Annotated in this window: 13 protein-coding genes; 12 read left to right on the top strand and 1 reads right to left on the bottom strand. The window is 48.8% G+C overall.

Translation table 11 applies throughout. From position 1 onward, the window contains the following. Positions 1-3 precede the first annotated feature (3 nt). From PPG34_RS08860 to PPG34_RS08840, 5 genes are all read left to right on the top strand, one after another. A complete protein-coding gene (locus PPG34_RS08860) occupies positions 4-1,032 on the top strand; it encodes a WD40/YVTN/BNR-like repeat-containing protein (protein WP_313832871.1) in 1,029 nt (342 codons plus the stop codon). 689 nt (positions 1,033-1,721) lie between these two features. Beyond that, positions 1,722-5,159 (top strand): molybdopterin-dependent oxidoreductase, encoded by a 3,438-nt coding sequence (locus PPG34_RS08855; RefSeq protein ID WP_313832870.1) that lies wholly within the window; start codon positions 1,722-1,724, stop codon positions 5,157-5,159. A 111-nt stretch (positions 5,160-5,270) separates the two neighbouring features. Beyond that, on the top strand, positions 5,271-6,560 hold the full coding sequence (locus tag PPG34_RS08850) for a 4Fe-4S dicluster domain-containing protein (protein ID WP_313832868.1): 1,290 nt from the start codon (positions 5,271-5,273) through the stop codon (positions 6,558-6,560). Between the two features lie 299 nt (positions 6,561-6,859). Beyond that, on the top strand, positions 6,860-7,189 hold the full coding sequence (locus PPG34_RS08845; protein WP_313832867.1) for a hypothetical protein: 330 nt from the start codon (positions 6,860-6,862) through the stop codon (positions 7,187-7,189). Positions 7,190-7,413: 224 nt separating this feature from the next. Then, a complete protein-coding gene (locus PPG34_RS08840) occupies positions 7,414-7,782 on the top strand; it encodes a hypothetical protein (RefSeq protein ID WP_313832866.1) in 369 nt (122 codons plus the stop codon). Between the two features lie 397 nt (positions 7,783-8,179). On the opposite strand, the gene PPG34_RS08835 is transcribed toward PPG34_RS08840, so the two are convergent. Then, entirely contained in the window at positions 8,180-8,467 is a 288-nt protein-coding gene (locus PPG34_RS08835) for a Trm112 family protein (protein WP_313832865.1), read from the bottom strand. A gap of 203 nt (positions 8,468-8,670) precedes the next feature. On the opposite strand from PPG34_RS08835, the gene PPG34_RS08830 reads away from it, so the two are divergent. The 7 genes from PPG34_RS08830 to gcvT all read left to right on the top strand — a co-directional run bounded on the left by PPG34_RS08830 (position 8,671) and on the right by gcvT (position 14,664). Then, positions 8,671-9,309, top strand: a complete 639-nt coding sequence (locus PPG34_RS08830) for a DUF502 domain-containing protein (protein WP_313832864.1) — start codon at positions 8,671-8,673, stop codon at positions 9,307-9,309. Continuing rightward, entirely contained in the window at positions 9,306-9,821 is a 516-nt protein-coding gene (locus PPG34_RS08825; protein WP_313832863.1) for a GNAT family N-acetyltransferase, read from the top strand. The genes PPG34_RS08830 and PPG34_RS08825 overlap by 4 nt, the downstream gene beginning before the upstream one ends. A gap of 39 nt (positions 9,822-9,860) precedes the next feature. Continuing rightward, entirely contained in the window at positions 9,861-10,244 is a 384-nt protein-coding gene (locus PPG34_RS08820; RefSeq protein ID WP_313832862.1) for a hypothetical protein, read from the top strand. 10 nt (positions 10,245-10,254) lie between these two features. Continuing rightward, positions 10,255-11,526, top strand: a complete 1,272-nt coding sequence (locus PPG34_RS08815; RefSeq protein WP_313832861.1) for a DmpA family aminopeptidase — start codon at positions 10,255-10,257, stop codon at positions 11,524-11,526. Between the two features lie 222 nt (positions 11,527-11,748). Continuing rightward, positions 11,749-12,930 (top strand): FIST signal transduction protein, encoded by a 1,182-nt coding sequence (locus tag PPG34_RS08810; protein WP_313832860.1) that lies wholly within the window; start codon positions 11,749-11,751, stop codon positions 12,928-12,930. Between the two features lie 83 nt (positions 12,931-13,013). Continuing rightward, a complete protein-coding gene (locus PPG34_RS08805) occupies positions 13,014-13,427 on the top strand; it encodes an FKBP-type peptidyl-prolyl cis-trans isomerase (RefSeq protein WP_420888093.1) in 414 nt (137 codons plus the stop codon). An 85-nt stretch (positions 13,428-13,512) separates the two neighbouring features. Continuing rightward, positions 13,513-14,664, top strand: coding sequence for a glycine cleavage system aminomethyltransferase GcvT (gene gcvT / locus PPG34_RS08800; protein WP_313832858.1), 1,152 nt, complete (start codon positions 13,513-13,515; stop codon positions 14,662-14,664). The last annotated feature ends 21 nt before the right edge of the window (positions 14,665-14,685 follow it).

Below are 14,685 nucleotides of genomic sequence, written 5' to 3'. Positions count from 1 at the left end.
AGAATGGTTCACAATGTGATCTTCCTGGCACTCGTGGCCATGTTGGGTTTTGGTGGATGCAGCCAACGCAGTGATCGGGTAGCGGCCGTGGCCATCCACCCAACTAAAACCAACATCATATATGTCGCGACAGAAGAAGGTGTGTATAAAACTCGTGATGGAGGAGCGGGCTGGGAGCGGCTTACCGAAGGGTTGAGCCGTATTCGAGTGATGAATCTGGTGATTGACCCCCTTCTTCCGGCAAATGTATTTGCGGGAACATTGGCAGATGGGGTGTACAAAAGTCCTGATGGGGGACGACGTTGGCTGCCTCGTAACGCGGGTATTCAAAAAGGAACTATTTCGGCCAATGTGAACCAGTTAGTCTTTCATCCTGCGGATACTCAAATATTGTTTGCAGCCACTACTGTTGGAATATTTCGAAGTCTGGATGGCGGGGAATCCTGGACCGAACGCATGAGGGGCATGAATGAAATAAATTTTGTGGTGGCTTTGGCCATTGATCCAGAACATCACAACATAATGTACGCGGGGACGAGTGGGGGGGTGTATCGCAGTTTTGATGGGTCGGAAAATTGGGTCAAGATAAATAATGGCTTGGTTCCGGGGGATGCCAAAATGGCCTCAATGGCCTTGGGGGTGAATCAACTCCTAATTGATCCTTCTGATACAAAGACTGTCTATGCTGGAACTACCAAGGGATTATTCAAGACCTCCAATAAGGGAATGTCTTGGACAAAAATTGTTACAGGACTAGGTGACCCCTATGTAAGTAGTTTGTTGGTAAATCCCCAAAATACCCTTCATCTATATATGGGCACCAGCGAAGGGATTTTTGAAAGCCTGGATGGCGGATTAAATTGGGAGCCACGGCAGGATGGTTTGGGCAATTTAAACATTCGGGTCCTTGCCATGGATCCAAAAGATCCAAAAATTCTGTATTGCGGGACCAATGGCGGTGGATTATTTAAGAGTAATAATGGTGCTGGAAAATGGAATTCTGTCCCATTGACTATTTTTCAGCCGTCCTAGGATAGTCTTGCATGGTTCTAGGTAACCTGAATAGGAATGGGTTATTTACTGGTTTTTAATTTGCTACCTTTCAGTAACAATTTGTGGTTTAACGATTGAATATTCACTTCTCCTACAATTTATCTGTTTCATTTATGAAATTTCAAAATCATTAACGAATTTTTGTGTGCATTATTTTAAAAATTTAATTTGTTTCAATATCTTAATAGGTTAATCTCTTAATGTTACCAAAAGTAATCAATAGAATGTGTCTTATTATTTTCATTTTCTTATATTGAAATTACTTTTTGTAGAATATTCTTAACTAATTGTTTTTATGAATTAAAATTGTATTTTTGTTGTATAAGAACACTTAAATATTACCGTATTGGTGGAAAATTTATAAAATGTGATGGTACCTTTTGGAAACATATTATTAAAGTCTTCATATGTGAGAAATCATGATTTAGTATTTTAATTCAACAAGTTATGATTAAAAGGCATTGGTGTTTTGTATGGCTCAATATTTGCTTGATTAGTAACTATATTTATTTGGTAGATTCATGATGATTTTTACATTAAAAACAAACGAAGTTCAGCAGAGGGGAGGTGGTAAGGTTAGCGTTTCCCTGTCAAAGGGACTTTTTTATGTTTAACGTATTCCACGTTAGGCTGTAATGAGGCAGCCTTTACACGAGGAGGTATCTGCAATGTTTCTTTCTAGAAGACAGTTTTTAAAGGTCACCACGGGGACGGTGGCTGCCGTGGCGTTGGCCGATAAGGCGTTGGCGTTGACGGCGTTACAGCCGGTCATCGAAGTGGGCAATCCACTGGGTGAGTATCCGGACCGTGCCTGGGAGCGGGTGTACCACGATCAGTACCGCTATGATTCATCCTTTACCTGGTGTTGTTCCCCGAACGATACCCATGCCTGCCGGATTCGGGCCTTCGTCCGGAACGGCGTGGTGATGCGGGTGGAGCAAAACTACGATCACCAAACCTATGAAGATCTCTACGGCAATCGCGGCACGTTCGCGCACAATCCTCGGATGTGCTTGAAGGGCTACACGATGCACCGACGGGTGTATGGCCCGTATCGGTTGAAGGGCCCGTTGATGCGGCGTGGCTGGAAAGCCTGGATGGATGCGGGGAGCCCCGAATTCACGCCAGACGTGATGAGCAAATATAAATTCAATGCCCGATATCTCGATGACATGTTGCGGGTGAGTTGGGATACGGCGTTTACCTATATCGCCAAGGCGATGTTGATCATTGCCGAGCGGTACAGTGGCGAAGCCGGGGCCCGTCGGTTGCGGGAGCAAGGCTATCCCCCGGAAATGATTGAAATGTCCAAAGGCTCTGGTGTCCGGTGTATGAAGTTCCGGGCTGGGATGCCGATTTTGGGCGTGATCGGGAAGATGGGGATCACCCGGATGAACGGAGGGTGCGGGGCATTGCTCGACACCTACATTCGGAAAGTCCAACCCAACCAAGCTCAGGGTGGCCGGTATTGGTCGAACTATACCTGGCATGGGGACCAAAACCCAGCCCATCCGTTCTGGTGCGGTATCCAGGCCTCTGACGTCGACATGAACGACATGCGGTTTTCGAAGTTGAATACCAGCTGGGGGAAGAACTTCGTAGAAAACAAGATGCCGGAAGCCCACTGGAAGCTGGAGAGCATTGAGCGGGGTGCCCGGTGTGTGGTCATTACTCCGGAATACAATCCCACGGCGTATCGGGCGGATTACTGGATTCCGGTGCGACCGGCCACGGATGGAGCGTTATTCTTAGGGGCGTGTAAAATCATCTTTGATGAAAACATGCATGACCATGATTTCTGTTCGGCGTATACCGATATGCCCATCTTGGTGCGGTCGGATACGTTGCAATATTTAGATCCTCGGGATGTGATCCAAGGGTATCAGTTGCCAGATTTCTCGAAGACCTATTCAGGGAAAGTGCAAACCTTGGACCCCGCCAAAATTGCCCGCCTCGGTGGGTTTATGGTCTGGGATATTAATAAAGGTGCGGCGGTGCCGATTCATCGGGAATTGGTGGGCTGGCATTTCCGGAATAGCGGTATTGAACCGGCGATGACCGGGTCCTATCGGGTGAAGTTATTGAATGGGCGTGAAGTGGACGTGTTGCCAGTGTTCCAAATGTATCAAGCGCATTTGCAGGATTACGATTTGGACACGGTGCATCAGATCAACCGGGCCCCGAAGGACTTGATCGTCCGCTGGGCACGGGATAGTGGGACGGTCAAGCCGGCCGCCATTCATAACGGGGAAGGCACGAACCACTATTTCCATCAAACGATTATTGCTCGCGGAGCCGCGATGGTGTTGATCATCACGGGGAACGTCGGGAAATTCGGCACCGGGCAGCATACCTGGGCCGGAAACTACAAAGCGGGGATTTGGAATGCCACGCCATGGGGCGGTGGTGGTCTTGGGACCCATACCGCAGAAAATCCCTTCAAAATCACCTTGGACCCCAATGCGCATGGAAAAGAAGTGCATGTGCGTGGGTACTACTACGGTGAGGAAGTCGCCTATTGGAACCATGGGGATACGGCGTTGATTGTGAACACGCCGAAGTATGGTCGCCGGGTGTTTACCGGGAAGACCCATATGCCAACCCCAAGTAAATTCCGTTGGGTGGCGAACGTGAACGTGTTGAACAACGCCAAACATCACTATGACATGGTGAAAAACGTGGATCCGCACATTGAAACCTTGATCACGCAGGATGTGGAAATGACGTCAGACGTCAACCACAATGACGTGGCCATGGGGGTCAACACGTGGATGGAATTTACCTATCCCGAACACACCGCGACCGTGTCCAATCCGTGGTTCCAAGTGTGGAAGGGTGGCATTCGGCCTCTCTACGATACTCGGAATGACTTGGATACAGTGGCGGGTGTGGCCGCGAAGCTCACGGAAATGACGGGCGATCGTCGGTTCCGGGATTACTTCAAGTTTGTGTATGACAATCGGGTCGATGTGTACGTGCAGCGGTTGTTGGATGCGAGCTCGACGGCCTATGGCTACAGCGTGGATACCATGCTGAAGTCGGAAAAAGGCTGGATGGTGATGAGCCGGACCTATCCCCGGCAGCCATTCTGGGAAGAAACCAACGAATCCAAGCCCCAATGGACGCGGACCGGTCGGTATGAAAACTACCGCATCGAGCCGGAAGCCATTGAGTATGGGGAAAACTTCATTTCGCATCGGGAAGGGACGGAAGCCACGCCCTATCTGCCCAATGCGATCATGACGACCAACCCGTATGTGCGGCCGGATGACTACGGGATTCCCATCACGGCTCAGCATCATGATGATAAAACGGTGCGGAACATTGCGTTGCCGTGGGCGGAAATCAAACGGTACTCCAACCCACTCTGGGAAAAAGGGTATCAGTTCTATTGTGTGACGCCGAAGACGCGGCATCGGGTGCACAGTCAATGGTCCGTCAATGACTGGGTGCAGATGTATGAATCCAACTTCGGGGATGCGTATCGGATGGATAAACGGACGCCGGGTGTGGGTGAACATCAATTGCATGTGAATCCGCAAGCGGCTAAAGACCGGGGTATCAACGACGGGGACTATGTCTACGTCGATGGGAACCCAGTGGATCGTCCGTATCGTGGGTGGAAGCCCTCAGATCCGTACTACAAAGTAGCGCGGTTGATGATTCGGGCGAAGTACAATCCAGCCTTCCCATACCATGTGACCATGGCGAAACATGCGCCCTATGTGTCCACCGCGAAATCGGTGAAAGGGCATGAAACGCGGCCAGACGGACGCGCGATTGCGATGGATACGGGATATCAATCCAACTTCCGGTATGGGGCCCAACAGTCCTTTACCCGGGATTGGTTGATGCCCATGCATCAGTTAGACTCGTTGCCCGGCAAACATGCCGTGGCATGGAAGTTTAAATTCGGGTACCAAGTGGATAACCATGCGGTCAATACCGTACCCAAAGAATGTCTGATGCGTATTACCAAAGCAGAAGACGGTGGGATCGGAGGCCGCGGACCCTGGGAGCCAGTCCGAACCGGGTTTACGCCTGGCCAGGAGAATGAGTTCATGATCAAGTGGCTCAAAGGCGACCACATTAAGATCAAGGTGTAAGAAGAAATACGCTTGGAGAGGAAGAATTTTCTTCCTCTCCAAGATTCCTAGATCACAATGTGGAACTTTACCAATTGAACTTTACAATGGTTCAGAAAAACGGAGGAAATCATGCCAGAAGTATATAATTGGCAATTAGGACGGAAGATGCTGTATCCGTATGAGGAACGGCATCCGAAGTGGCAGTTTGCCTTTGTGTTCAATATCAATCGGTGTTTGGCCTGTCAGACCTGTTCCATGGCCGACAAGTCGACTTGGTTGTTCTCCAAAGGCCAGGAATACATGTGGTGGAACAATGTGGAAACCAAGCCGTACGGGGGCTATCCACAGTTCTACGATGTGAAAATCACGCAGTTGATCGAGCAAGTCAATCCCGGCGGACAAGTCTGGAACGTCCGTGTGGGTCGCAAACACCATGCGCCCTATGGCGTGTTCGAAGGAATGACCATTTTCGATGCGGGTGCCAAAGTTGGGCAAGCGGCCATCGGCTACATTCCTACAGACCAAGAATGGCGGTTTGTGAATATTTATGAAGACACGGCGACGTCGATGCGGGCCATTGTCGAAGGCATTGATAAAACCGGGTTTACCAAAGAAGAACCCTGGAAAATGCAAGGCAGCAGCTTGCCGGAGCATGAAACCTACTTCTTCTATCTCCAACGGATTTGTAACCACTGTACGTATCCGGGCTGTTTAGCCGCCTGTCCAAGAAAGGCCATCTACAAGCGGCCTGAAGACGGGATCGTGTTGATCGACCAAAACCGGTGTCGTGGGTACAAGAAGTGCGTGGAGCAATGCCCATTCAAGAAGCCCATGTATCGTGGAACGACTCGGGTGACCGAGAAGTGCATTGCGTGTTACCCCCGGGTGGAGGGTAAAGATCCTCTCACGGGTGGGGAGCCGATGGAAACGCGATGTATGGCCGCGTGCGTGGGGAAGATTCGCTTACAGAACCTCGTCAAGATTGGCGAAGATGGGCTGTGGGCGGAAGATCGCTGGAACCCACTGTATTACACCATTCGGGTGGAACAAGTGGCGTTACCGTTGTATCCCCAATGGGGAACAGAGCCGAATGGGTTTTATATCCCACCCCGGCAAGCACCTCGGGGGTACATCCGGCAGATGTTTGGGCCGGGCGTGGATGCGGCGATTGAGAAGTATTTGGTGCCGAGCCGGGAATTGTTAGCGGTGCTCCAATTGTGGAGAGCCAGCCAACAAATCATCTTCCGGTATGACGTGATTCCTGGACCCCTCGTCTTCGAGACCCAGATTCATGGTCGACGGTTCCAGATGTATAACGACACGGTGTTGGGCTTCAACAAGTCCGGCAAAGAAGCGGTACGGCAGCAGGTGGAAGAGCCGATTTACATTCGGCCGGCCGAACGCGTCACCTGGTTGTAAAATTCTGAGCCGTTGGTTCAGGACTTTTAAAAAAAGGGGCCGAGACATAAAAGTCTCGGCCCTTTTTTTGTGAAAATCCTAATAAAATAATCGGAGGGAAAAAATAAATATCCTACTTTTAGGGAAAAGATGTTTAGATTCCACAAAAAATATTGTATTCTAGATCGACCATGACGGGAAACAAGTCAACTTCGATATTGCTCCCCCTTAAATTTAAATGAAGCGCCAGGAAGATATGGGCGCATACTGGCCAATGGCCCATATATAACATTTTTCATTTCTTACATGGAATTTTCCCTATGAGTGGCGCTCCTCCAAATCCAATACCCTTTTCTGCTCAACCTATTCCTTTTTGGGAGTTTTTGGAATCTGGAAACGTACCTGAGGAGTATTTAGCTACCGAATATGTTGCCCAGCAGTTTGTAGAGCGCCTAGTTCATTATATTTTAAGCGTTCCTTCAAAAAGCTATTCCATGCCGCAACTCTCAAAAATTCTGGAACAAATGGATCCGAGGCAACAGGTGGCTTTCTTTAAAAAATTGAAAGAAACTAGCCCTCATAGTCTCAAGGAATTTGCTCCCCTGTATTATGGATTTATGGCTGAATTTCATCCCCTCCTTTTTACCTAGTGTTTTTGGATTTTCTTCTTCATTAGAATCTTCCAGATCTTCTTTTTCCCCTTTTCTTAAAACAAAGATGGGAAAATTTGGTCATGCTACCAGGTGGATAAACCGATGAAGGGGGAGTGCAAAGAAATTGTAGGTTTAATAGGTCTTTTTTGACGGATTAAGTAGCGGATTTATCAACAAAACTGTATAATAAACGAAATTATTTGGAATTTTAAGGGGGAACAATGAATTCGACTTTACATAGAGCGGTTTCCAGTTTTTACAATCTTATTTATGAAGCCCAAGCCTTTGCCACTACAATGGGGAGAATCGATGCTACGGAGGAAGATCGCTATTTGGGCCGAGTGGAAGGTTTAAATTGGGTTTTGGACCGATGCCAAGAGTTTGAAGATGTGGATGTGAATCTTACCACCGCTTCCCTTCAAAAATTGTTAGGGGATGTCAAATCCGATCTTGAGCATGAATTGTCGGTTCAGCGTCGAGAAAAAGGTCGAAGAGCGGATGGTAGAGAAGAAGCCCTGATATTTGTCACTGATTATCTCACCAGTCTTATTACAGCCACGGAAATTGAATCCACCAAAAGCCCCGTGTGAAAAACCGGGGGCTTTGGCCTGCCCAGGGTTGCCTTGATAGTTTTTTACGAGTTGATTAGGGATCGTGTCATCTGATGATTGGGCATGATCGAAAAAATTTTAATGCCATTAAGGAATGGATAATTTTTACCATTTCTCTGGGATTAGGGGCACATATCGTTCTCGGCCTCATGCTTCATTCCCCTGATTCTTGGCCAACCCAGTCCCTTTGGTGGTACGGCCCTCTTATTTCCCTTTCAGTATATATTGTGGTCCAATTGGGACGCTCACTCTGGTGGGTTATGGTGAACCATTTCCACGCCAAACCATCAGGTCCTCCAGAAAAATAGGAAGAGTTTGGGTATGGATGGAAATTTCACTTGAACTGTGGATTGATCTGTCTGTGGGGAAAGAATAGTTAAAAAAGTCCCTTGACTAAAATTCCTTCATCAATAAGCATGATGGGGATGTTGTCGCGAATAGGATAGACGACCGTCTGATCTTTCCTTATCAAACCCCCACCCAGCTGTTCCTTCACGACATTTCCGCCTTTATTGTGTACTTCCCCTGTCAGGACTTTTGCATTCAATTTTTCCAGCGCAACTTGATCCAATAGCTTAACCTCTTGTTTCGTTTCTGGGCAGCAAAGAATTGCCAGGAGTTGAGGGTCGAGCGCATTCTGGGTTTGAGTGTGATCTGTTGTCATGGTGATTCCTCAAGGTAAGGGATTTGTCATCAGTGCAAACTTTTCATACACTAGAGGATCAGGTCAAAAGATATCAAGCAATCAGAAAGGCTTTCCAATTCAAGAATAGATCCTCAATGGTCAGTATCCAAATGTATTTCTATAAAAGGCTGACCATTGCTCTGGTCGCTCCACCTTCGGCCTAATGCCAATTACTTTTACTGATGAAAACAACCTTCGCCGGCAAAATCAAACGATACTTTATCACAGGCTTATTTGTGGTGGTCCCGGCTTGGGGTACCTTCCTTATCTTATCCACGCTATTTATGACTTTAGACGGTCTATGGGTAGATCTCGTTGGACCGCATTACAATGTCGAAGTTCCTGGTGCTGGAATCATGTTATTAGTTCTGTTGATTCTCGTGAGTGGTATGGCTGCCACTCATTTCTTGGGGCAGCGTCTGGTTAAAAAATTAGAAGAATGGCTCGATCGAGTACCTTTGGTTCGGAGTATTTATCAGACCCTGAAAGGTATGACCGATGTGTTCCAATTTCGAGAACGTTTTGGGCATAGTACGGTGGTGGTGTTTCCTTTTCCTCGGGACGGTGTTTGGGCGATTGGATTTGTGATGGATGTGGCCCCGCCGGTATTGCAACGTCCAGAGCATGACGTGTTACTCATGATTTTTGTGCCAACGGCTATCCACCCTTTTACCGGGTATTTGGCCTTTGTTCCCAGAAATAAAGCCCAAGCCATTCAGCTGAAACCTCAAGAGGCGATGAAGATGGAATTTTCCGCAGGAATTTATAAACCTCCACGAGGATGGCTGACGGCCTCCCCTTCATCCGACATGACCAAATGACCTCCTTACAGGGATCCGGAACCGACTCTCCACTGCCAGAGATACGAATTCGCCAGGCGGTCATCGATGATCTGAACGAAGTTGTGGACTTTAACGCAGCATTAGCCAGAGAAACCGAGGGAAAGCAGCTGGAGCTCGTACGCCTTCAGCAAGGGGTAAAAGCGTTATTAAACAATCCTGAGCATGGATTTTATCTCATTGCTGAGCCCCTTTCTTCAGGGAAACCCATTGGGCAACTGCTCATTACCTATGAATGGAGTGATTGGCGAAATGGCGTGTTCTGGTGGATCCAAAGTGTCTACGTTCACCAAACCTGGCGTCGTTGTGGGGTATTCCGTCGGCTGTATGGGCATGTCCTGGAAGAAGCCAAAATTCGGAGTAACGTTGCCGGAGTTCGGCTTTACGTCGAAACAAAGAATTCCATAGCTCAACAAGTATATCAAGCATTAGGCCTTTGCCCTGCTGGATATCACGTGTATGAGCTGGACTTTGTTTTGCCAAAAACCTCCTGAAAAAAGCCTGCAAAGGATCGTATGAAGAGGGGAAAATCAGTGCCAAAAATGACGCGCCTTCATCATCGAAAACCTGCAGCAAACTGGTTGGAAGTGACTCACCAGATGTGGAAATTATATATGGCTCTCTTAGGCTTTGGCACAGCACTCTTGTGTTTCTTGAGCGCGGGATTGAGTTTGTTGTTGGGAACGAGCCTATTCAGTCCTTTAATGGTAATAGGACTAGTGGCAGGAGGAGGAACCTTTGCCTGGTTTGTCCAATCACTGCGTTGTCCTTCCTGTCGAACCAGCTTGGTTTGGGCCATGATACGTACTCGGTCGCATATGTCATGGTTGGTGGATTTGGCAAACCTGGCGACCTGTCCCTCCTGCCAAGTGGCTCTTACACAACGTCCGTCCGCCCGGTGGCGAGCGATTTACTAAAAGGCCGTCCATGCTATTCTCAAAGAGCTTACAATACTTCACTTATTTCTCGGTACGGTTCTTCTTTCTAGGGTTTTTCTTCTTCCCCACCTGTGAAGTTATTGCCGACTCGACGATCAATATCATCGGCCAAAAATCAGTCAGGGCCAGGGATTTAGGGATTACCATCGGTCGATTTTCTCCAGGACCGTGGAATGCCATCACGGATGTGGCAGGGGTGAAAGTTGGCCATGTCACGTTGATCGAAGGGAATGGTGCTCTCAATCCGGGGAAGGGCCCTATTCGTACGGGAGTCACCGTTATCATCCCTCGTGATGACGTATGGCATAAAAAGGTGCCAGCTGGAGCTTTCGTGCTCAATGGGACAGGGGAAATGACGGGTCTTGCATGGGTGGCTGAGGCCGGGTTTTTGGAGTATCCCATTGCATTGACCAATACGTTGAACGTTCCGCGAGTGGCCAACGGAGTCATGAGTTGGATGTTCAAGCATAATCCTGACATTGGTATCACCGATGATACGCTGACGCCAGTTGTCGCCGAATGCGACGATAGCCGCCTGAATGATAGCCGAGGGCGGCATGTATCAGAGGAGGATGTGGTGAAGGCGCTCGAAGAAGCGGTCACCGGTCCTATGGCCGAGGGAACCGTGGGCGCGGGAACGGGCATGATCTCGTATCAATTCAAAGGAGGAATTGGCACGTCTTCGCGTCGGCTTTCTCAGGAAGACGGGAGATATACGATTGGGGTGCTCGTTAATGCTAACCATGGACGGCGATTTGAGCTGACAATTACCGGAGTGCCTGTCGGTCGATTGTGGAAAGAGGAGCAACGCGGAAGTGAATCTGCCGAGATCTCCGGCAACGAAAGCTTTGCCACTCTGTCCAAAAGGGAACAGTTGGGGGATCAAGGTTCGATTATCATCGTCATTGCGACGGATGCCCCCGTGGATTCTCGTCAACTTCAACGGGTGGCCAGACGGGCGGCGTTAGGTTTGGCGAGGACAGGAGCAACAAGCCATCACGGGAGCGGTGATTTTATTCTCGCGTTTTCCACAGCCAATGAAATTCCCCATTATCCTGAGATTTCCACCTTTCAGATGACGCATATCGCGGATACCCATTTGAATCCCATTCTGGCGGCGACAGTCGAAGCCACGGAAGAAGCCATTATTAATGCTCTGGTGGCGGCAACGACTGTGGTGGGACGAGATGGACGGCGGGCTGAGGCGATTTCGCATGAGCAACTCCGGGAAATTCTTGAGCGACATGCAGCCCGCCCGTGAACTGGATTTTCCGACAAATATGGCCCCAGCATTGTGGATGATTTTTTCCTCTTAGAACCTTTCCTGAGGCCTTGAAATCCAGACTCTCTGAATACGCAAAATAACGGCATTTCAAGATTCCCCGTTTGAATTCATCAGCGTTTGTAAAAGTTCATTTTTGCCTTATAGACAAAGCCTTTCACCCATTGCTAGACTCCCTCTTATGCAGAGGAAAGAAATGTTATGAAAGTTCATGTAGCCGTGTCACGAAAGTCTGAAATCGATGACGTGGTGTCAGATCTCTCGCAATCTATCAAAGACGCGTTAGGTACTGAGAAGGTGGATCTCATGTTCGTCTTCTTCTCGATCCATTATGGAGATGAGGATCGGGCCGAAGCCCTAGTCCGACAGCTCTGGGAAACTGTGGATCCGGAAGTGATGCTCGGCTGTATGGGCGAGGGAATTATTAGCCCCACCGAAGAATACGAGGGTAATTCCGTGGTCTCCGTCTGGGTGGCGAATTTGCCCAATGTGCGAATGCTGCCCATGCATTTACAGTTTAACGAAGACGAGGGGACACACACGACCGAGGGGTGGCCCGTGGCTTTGCAATCCACCACCGAGCGTCCCACGTTTCTGTTGTTTGCCGATCCATTTTCCACCCCGATTGAATCGGTATTTTCCGATATCGAAGAATCCTGTCCAGGTGCCTCGGCAATTGGAGGCGTGGCGAGTGGCGGGTCGGATTTAGGCGAAAATCGGATGGTCTATAACGGGAGAATTGTAACCGAAGGTATGACAGGTGTGGCCCTTTGGGGTCCGGTGTCCGTTCGCACCTTGGTTTCGCAGGGCTGCAAACCCATTGGTGAACGGTTTGTGGTCACCAAAGCGGAGCGCAACATCATTTATGAATTAGGAGGGGCTCCCACACTGCAACGGCTTCAAGCGACGTTAGATAAATTAGGCATTAATGGTGGGAGGCAAGCTGCGAGGGCGTTGCAGATCGGCATTGCGTTTGACGAGCATCGCGAGCGATTGGATCAAGGGGATTTTCTGATTCGCGGAATTATTGGCGCGGATCAAAGCTCCGGGGGCTTGGCCATTTCCGATTTAATTGAAGAAGGTCAGACCGTCCAATTTCATTTGCGAGATGCCAAAGCGGCCAGCGAAGAGCTGAACCTGATGTTGGCGAAAGATCAAGTCGAATTTCCCAATAAAACGCCTAAAGGTGCTCTCCTCTTTACTTGTAATGGTCGCGGGCGGCAATTTTTTGCTGAGCCTCATCATGATGTGCGCGCCATTCAAAAGCGGGCCGAGGGCCTTCCCATCGCCGGCTTCTTTGCGGCAGGTGAAATTGGGCCCGTCGGTGGAAAAAATTTCATTCATGGGTATACTGCCAGCGTCGCGCTATTTGCCGAAAAGTAACTTCGGACTTTACTCCACACCACATCTATTAAGAATTATTCCCGGAAGGAAATTTCACTATGCGTAAACATTTGATGGCATCTATGGTTTTCTGGTCAGTCATCGTGGGAATATCGTTTGGGGGCTTGGTCTTGCCATCGTGGGCCGAGGAAGAAAAGCCAACCGTTACCGCTTCTGGACTTCAATATCTTGACCTTGTCAAAGGTTCGGGTCGAGAAGCCCAGATTGGCGAAACGGCATCGGTCCACTATACCGGTTGGTTACAAGACGGAACCAAATTCGACAGTTCCGTGGATCGTGGCGAACCATTCCAATTTCGTCTCGGTGCGGGACATGTCATTAAGGGATGGGATGAAGGGGTGGTAGGGATGAACATTGGCTCAAAACGCAAGCTTATCATTCCCCCAAATCTTGGATATGGCGCACGTGGGGCGGGACGAGTGATTCCACCCAATGCCACCTTGATTTTTGATGTGGAATTGCTCGATTTGCGATAAAAAGAACGTGAAGCATATCTCGTCGTTTGTATCTCGGAAAAAACAAATTCCCATCTGAAGGTATACCATATTAGAAGCTTATACCTTGGCAACAACAATTTTAGATCTCCTGGAAAAGACCATTGATTTCGCCATGAAACAAACTCCACTCTATGATGTGCATGTGGCGCAAGGCGGTAAGATCGTGGATTTTGCCGGGTGGGCCATGCCACTACAATACTCCGGCGTGCTGGACGAATATCATGCGGTTCGCAACACCGCTGGCCTCTTTGATGTGAGCCATATGGGGCGTATTCAAGTTGAGGGTCTCGATGCAGTGGCCTACCTGCAACGAGTGGCAACCAATGACATCGAAAAAATCGACCCTCTTAACTCCCAATATTCTATGCTCTGTAATCCGGAAGGTGGAGTGAAGGACGATATTTTCATTTATCGCTTGTCCCAAAATAAATTTCTGTTATGCGTGAATGGATCGAATCGAGAAAAGATTTTTGATTGGTTAAGACAGCAGCAGAATACTCAAAAAGAAAACGTTCAAGTCGAAGATCGGTCGGCGTCCATGTCCCAATTTGCACTACAAGGTCCAGCGGCAAAGGCGATCATGCAACAAGAACTTGGCCCAGAACTTGAAGGCCTTAAACCTCGCCAGTTCAAGGAGGCTGCCTTATGTGGGGCTTTGTGTATAATTTCCCGAACAGGATATACCGGAGAACGTGGGTACGAACTGTACATTCCTGTGGAACAGGCCGTAGCCATATGGCAACAATTGGTGGCAATCGGGGAGGCCCATGGTTTAAAGCCGGCAGGGCTTGGGGCAAGAGACTTGCTTCGGTTAGACATGGGATATTTTTTATACGGGAACGATCTGACGGAGGAGATCACCCCCATTGAAGCCGGTGCCGAATGGGTGGTGAATTGGGACAAAGGCCCGTTTGTGGGGCGAGAAATCTTACAGCGTCAAAAGGAGCAAGGTTCATCCAAGCGTTTGGTCGGGTTTGAATTGTTAGAAAAAGCCGTTCCTCGGCATGGGATGAAGCTTTTGGCCGATGGGATGGAGATAGGAGAAATTTCCAGTGGAAATTTGTCGCCTATTCTTCAAAAAGGGATAGGCTTGGGCTATGTGCTCCCAGCCTATGCGGAATTAGGAACTCGCATTGAGGTAGAAATTCGGGGCCGCCGTGTCCCTGCCCAGGTCGTCAAATTTCCGTTTTATAAGAAACCCAAGCCTTCTGCGTGATTCCAGCAAAGGAAAATGCCG

Origin of the sequence: Candidatus Nitronereus thalassa, from assembly GCF_032191465.1 — a bacterium.
GTDB lineage: Bacteria > Nitrospirota > Nitrospiria > Nitrospirales > UBA8639 > Nitronereus > Nitronereus thalassa.
The sequence above is the reverse complement of the archived record's forward strand: the minus strand, read 5'-3'. Positions and strand labels throughout refer to the sequence as shown.

Coding starts and splice junctions, on each gene's coding strand:
- PPG34_RS08860 (WP_313832871.1), top strand. CDS start 4: ATGGTTCACAATGTGATCTTCCTGGCACTCGTGGCCATGTTGGGTTTT.
- PPG34_RS08855 (WP_313832870.1), top strand. CDS start 1,722: ATGTTTCTTTCTAGAAGACAGTTTTTAAAGGTCACCACGGGGACGGTG.
- PPG34_RS08850 (WP_313832868.1), top strand. CDS start 5,271: ATGCCAGAAGTATATAATTGGCAATTAGGACGGAAGATGCTGTATCCG.
- PPG34_RS08845 (WP_313832867.1), top strand. CDS start 6,860: ATGAGTGGCGCTCCTCCAAATCCAATACCCTTTTCTGCTCAACCTATT.
- PPG34_RS08840 (WP_313832866.1), top strand. CDS start 7,414: ATGAATTCGACTTTACATAGAGCGGTTTCCAGTTTTTACAATCTTATT.
- PPG34_RS08835 (WP_313832865.1), bottom strand. CDS start 8,467: ATGACAACAGATCACACTCAAACCCAGAATGCGCTCGACCCTCAACTC.
- PPG34_RS08830 (WP_313832864.1), top strand. CDS start 8,671: ATGAAAACAACCTTCGCCGGCAAAATCAAACGATACTTTATCACAGGC.
- PPG34_RS08825 (WP_313832863.1), top strand. CDS start 9,306: ATGACCTCCTTACAGGGATCCGGAACCGACTCTCCACTGCCAGAGATA.
- PPG34_RS08815 (WP_313832861.1), top strand. CDS start 10,255: ATGCTATTCTCAAAGAGCTTACAATACTTCACTTATTTCTCGGTACGG.
- PPG34_RS08810 (WP_313832860.1), top strand. CDS start 11,749: ATGAAAGTTCATGTAGCCGTGTCACGAAAGTCTGAAATCGATGACGTG.
- PPG34_RS08805 (WP_420888093.1), top strand. CDS start 13,014: ATGGTTTTCTGGTCAGTCATCGTGGGAATATCGTTTGGGGGCTTGGTC.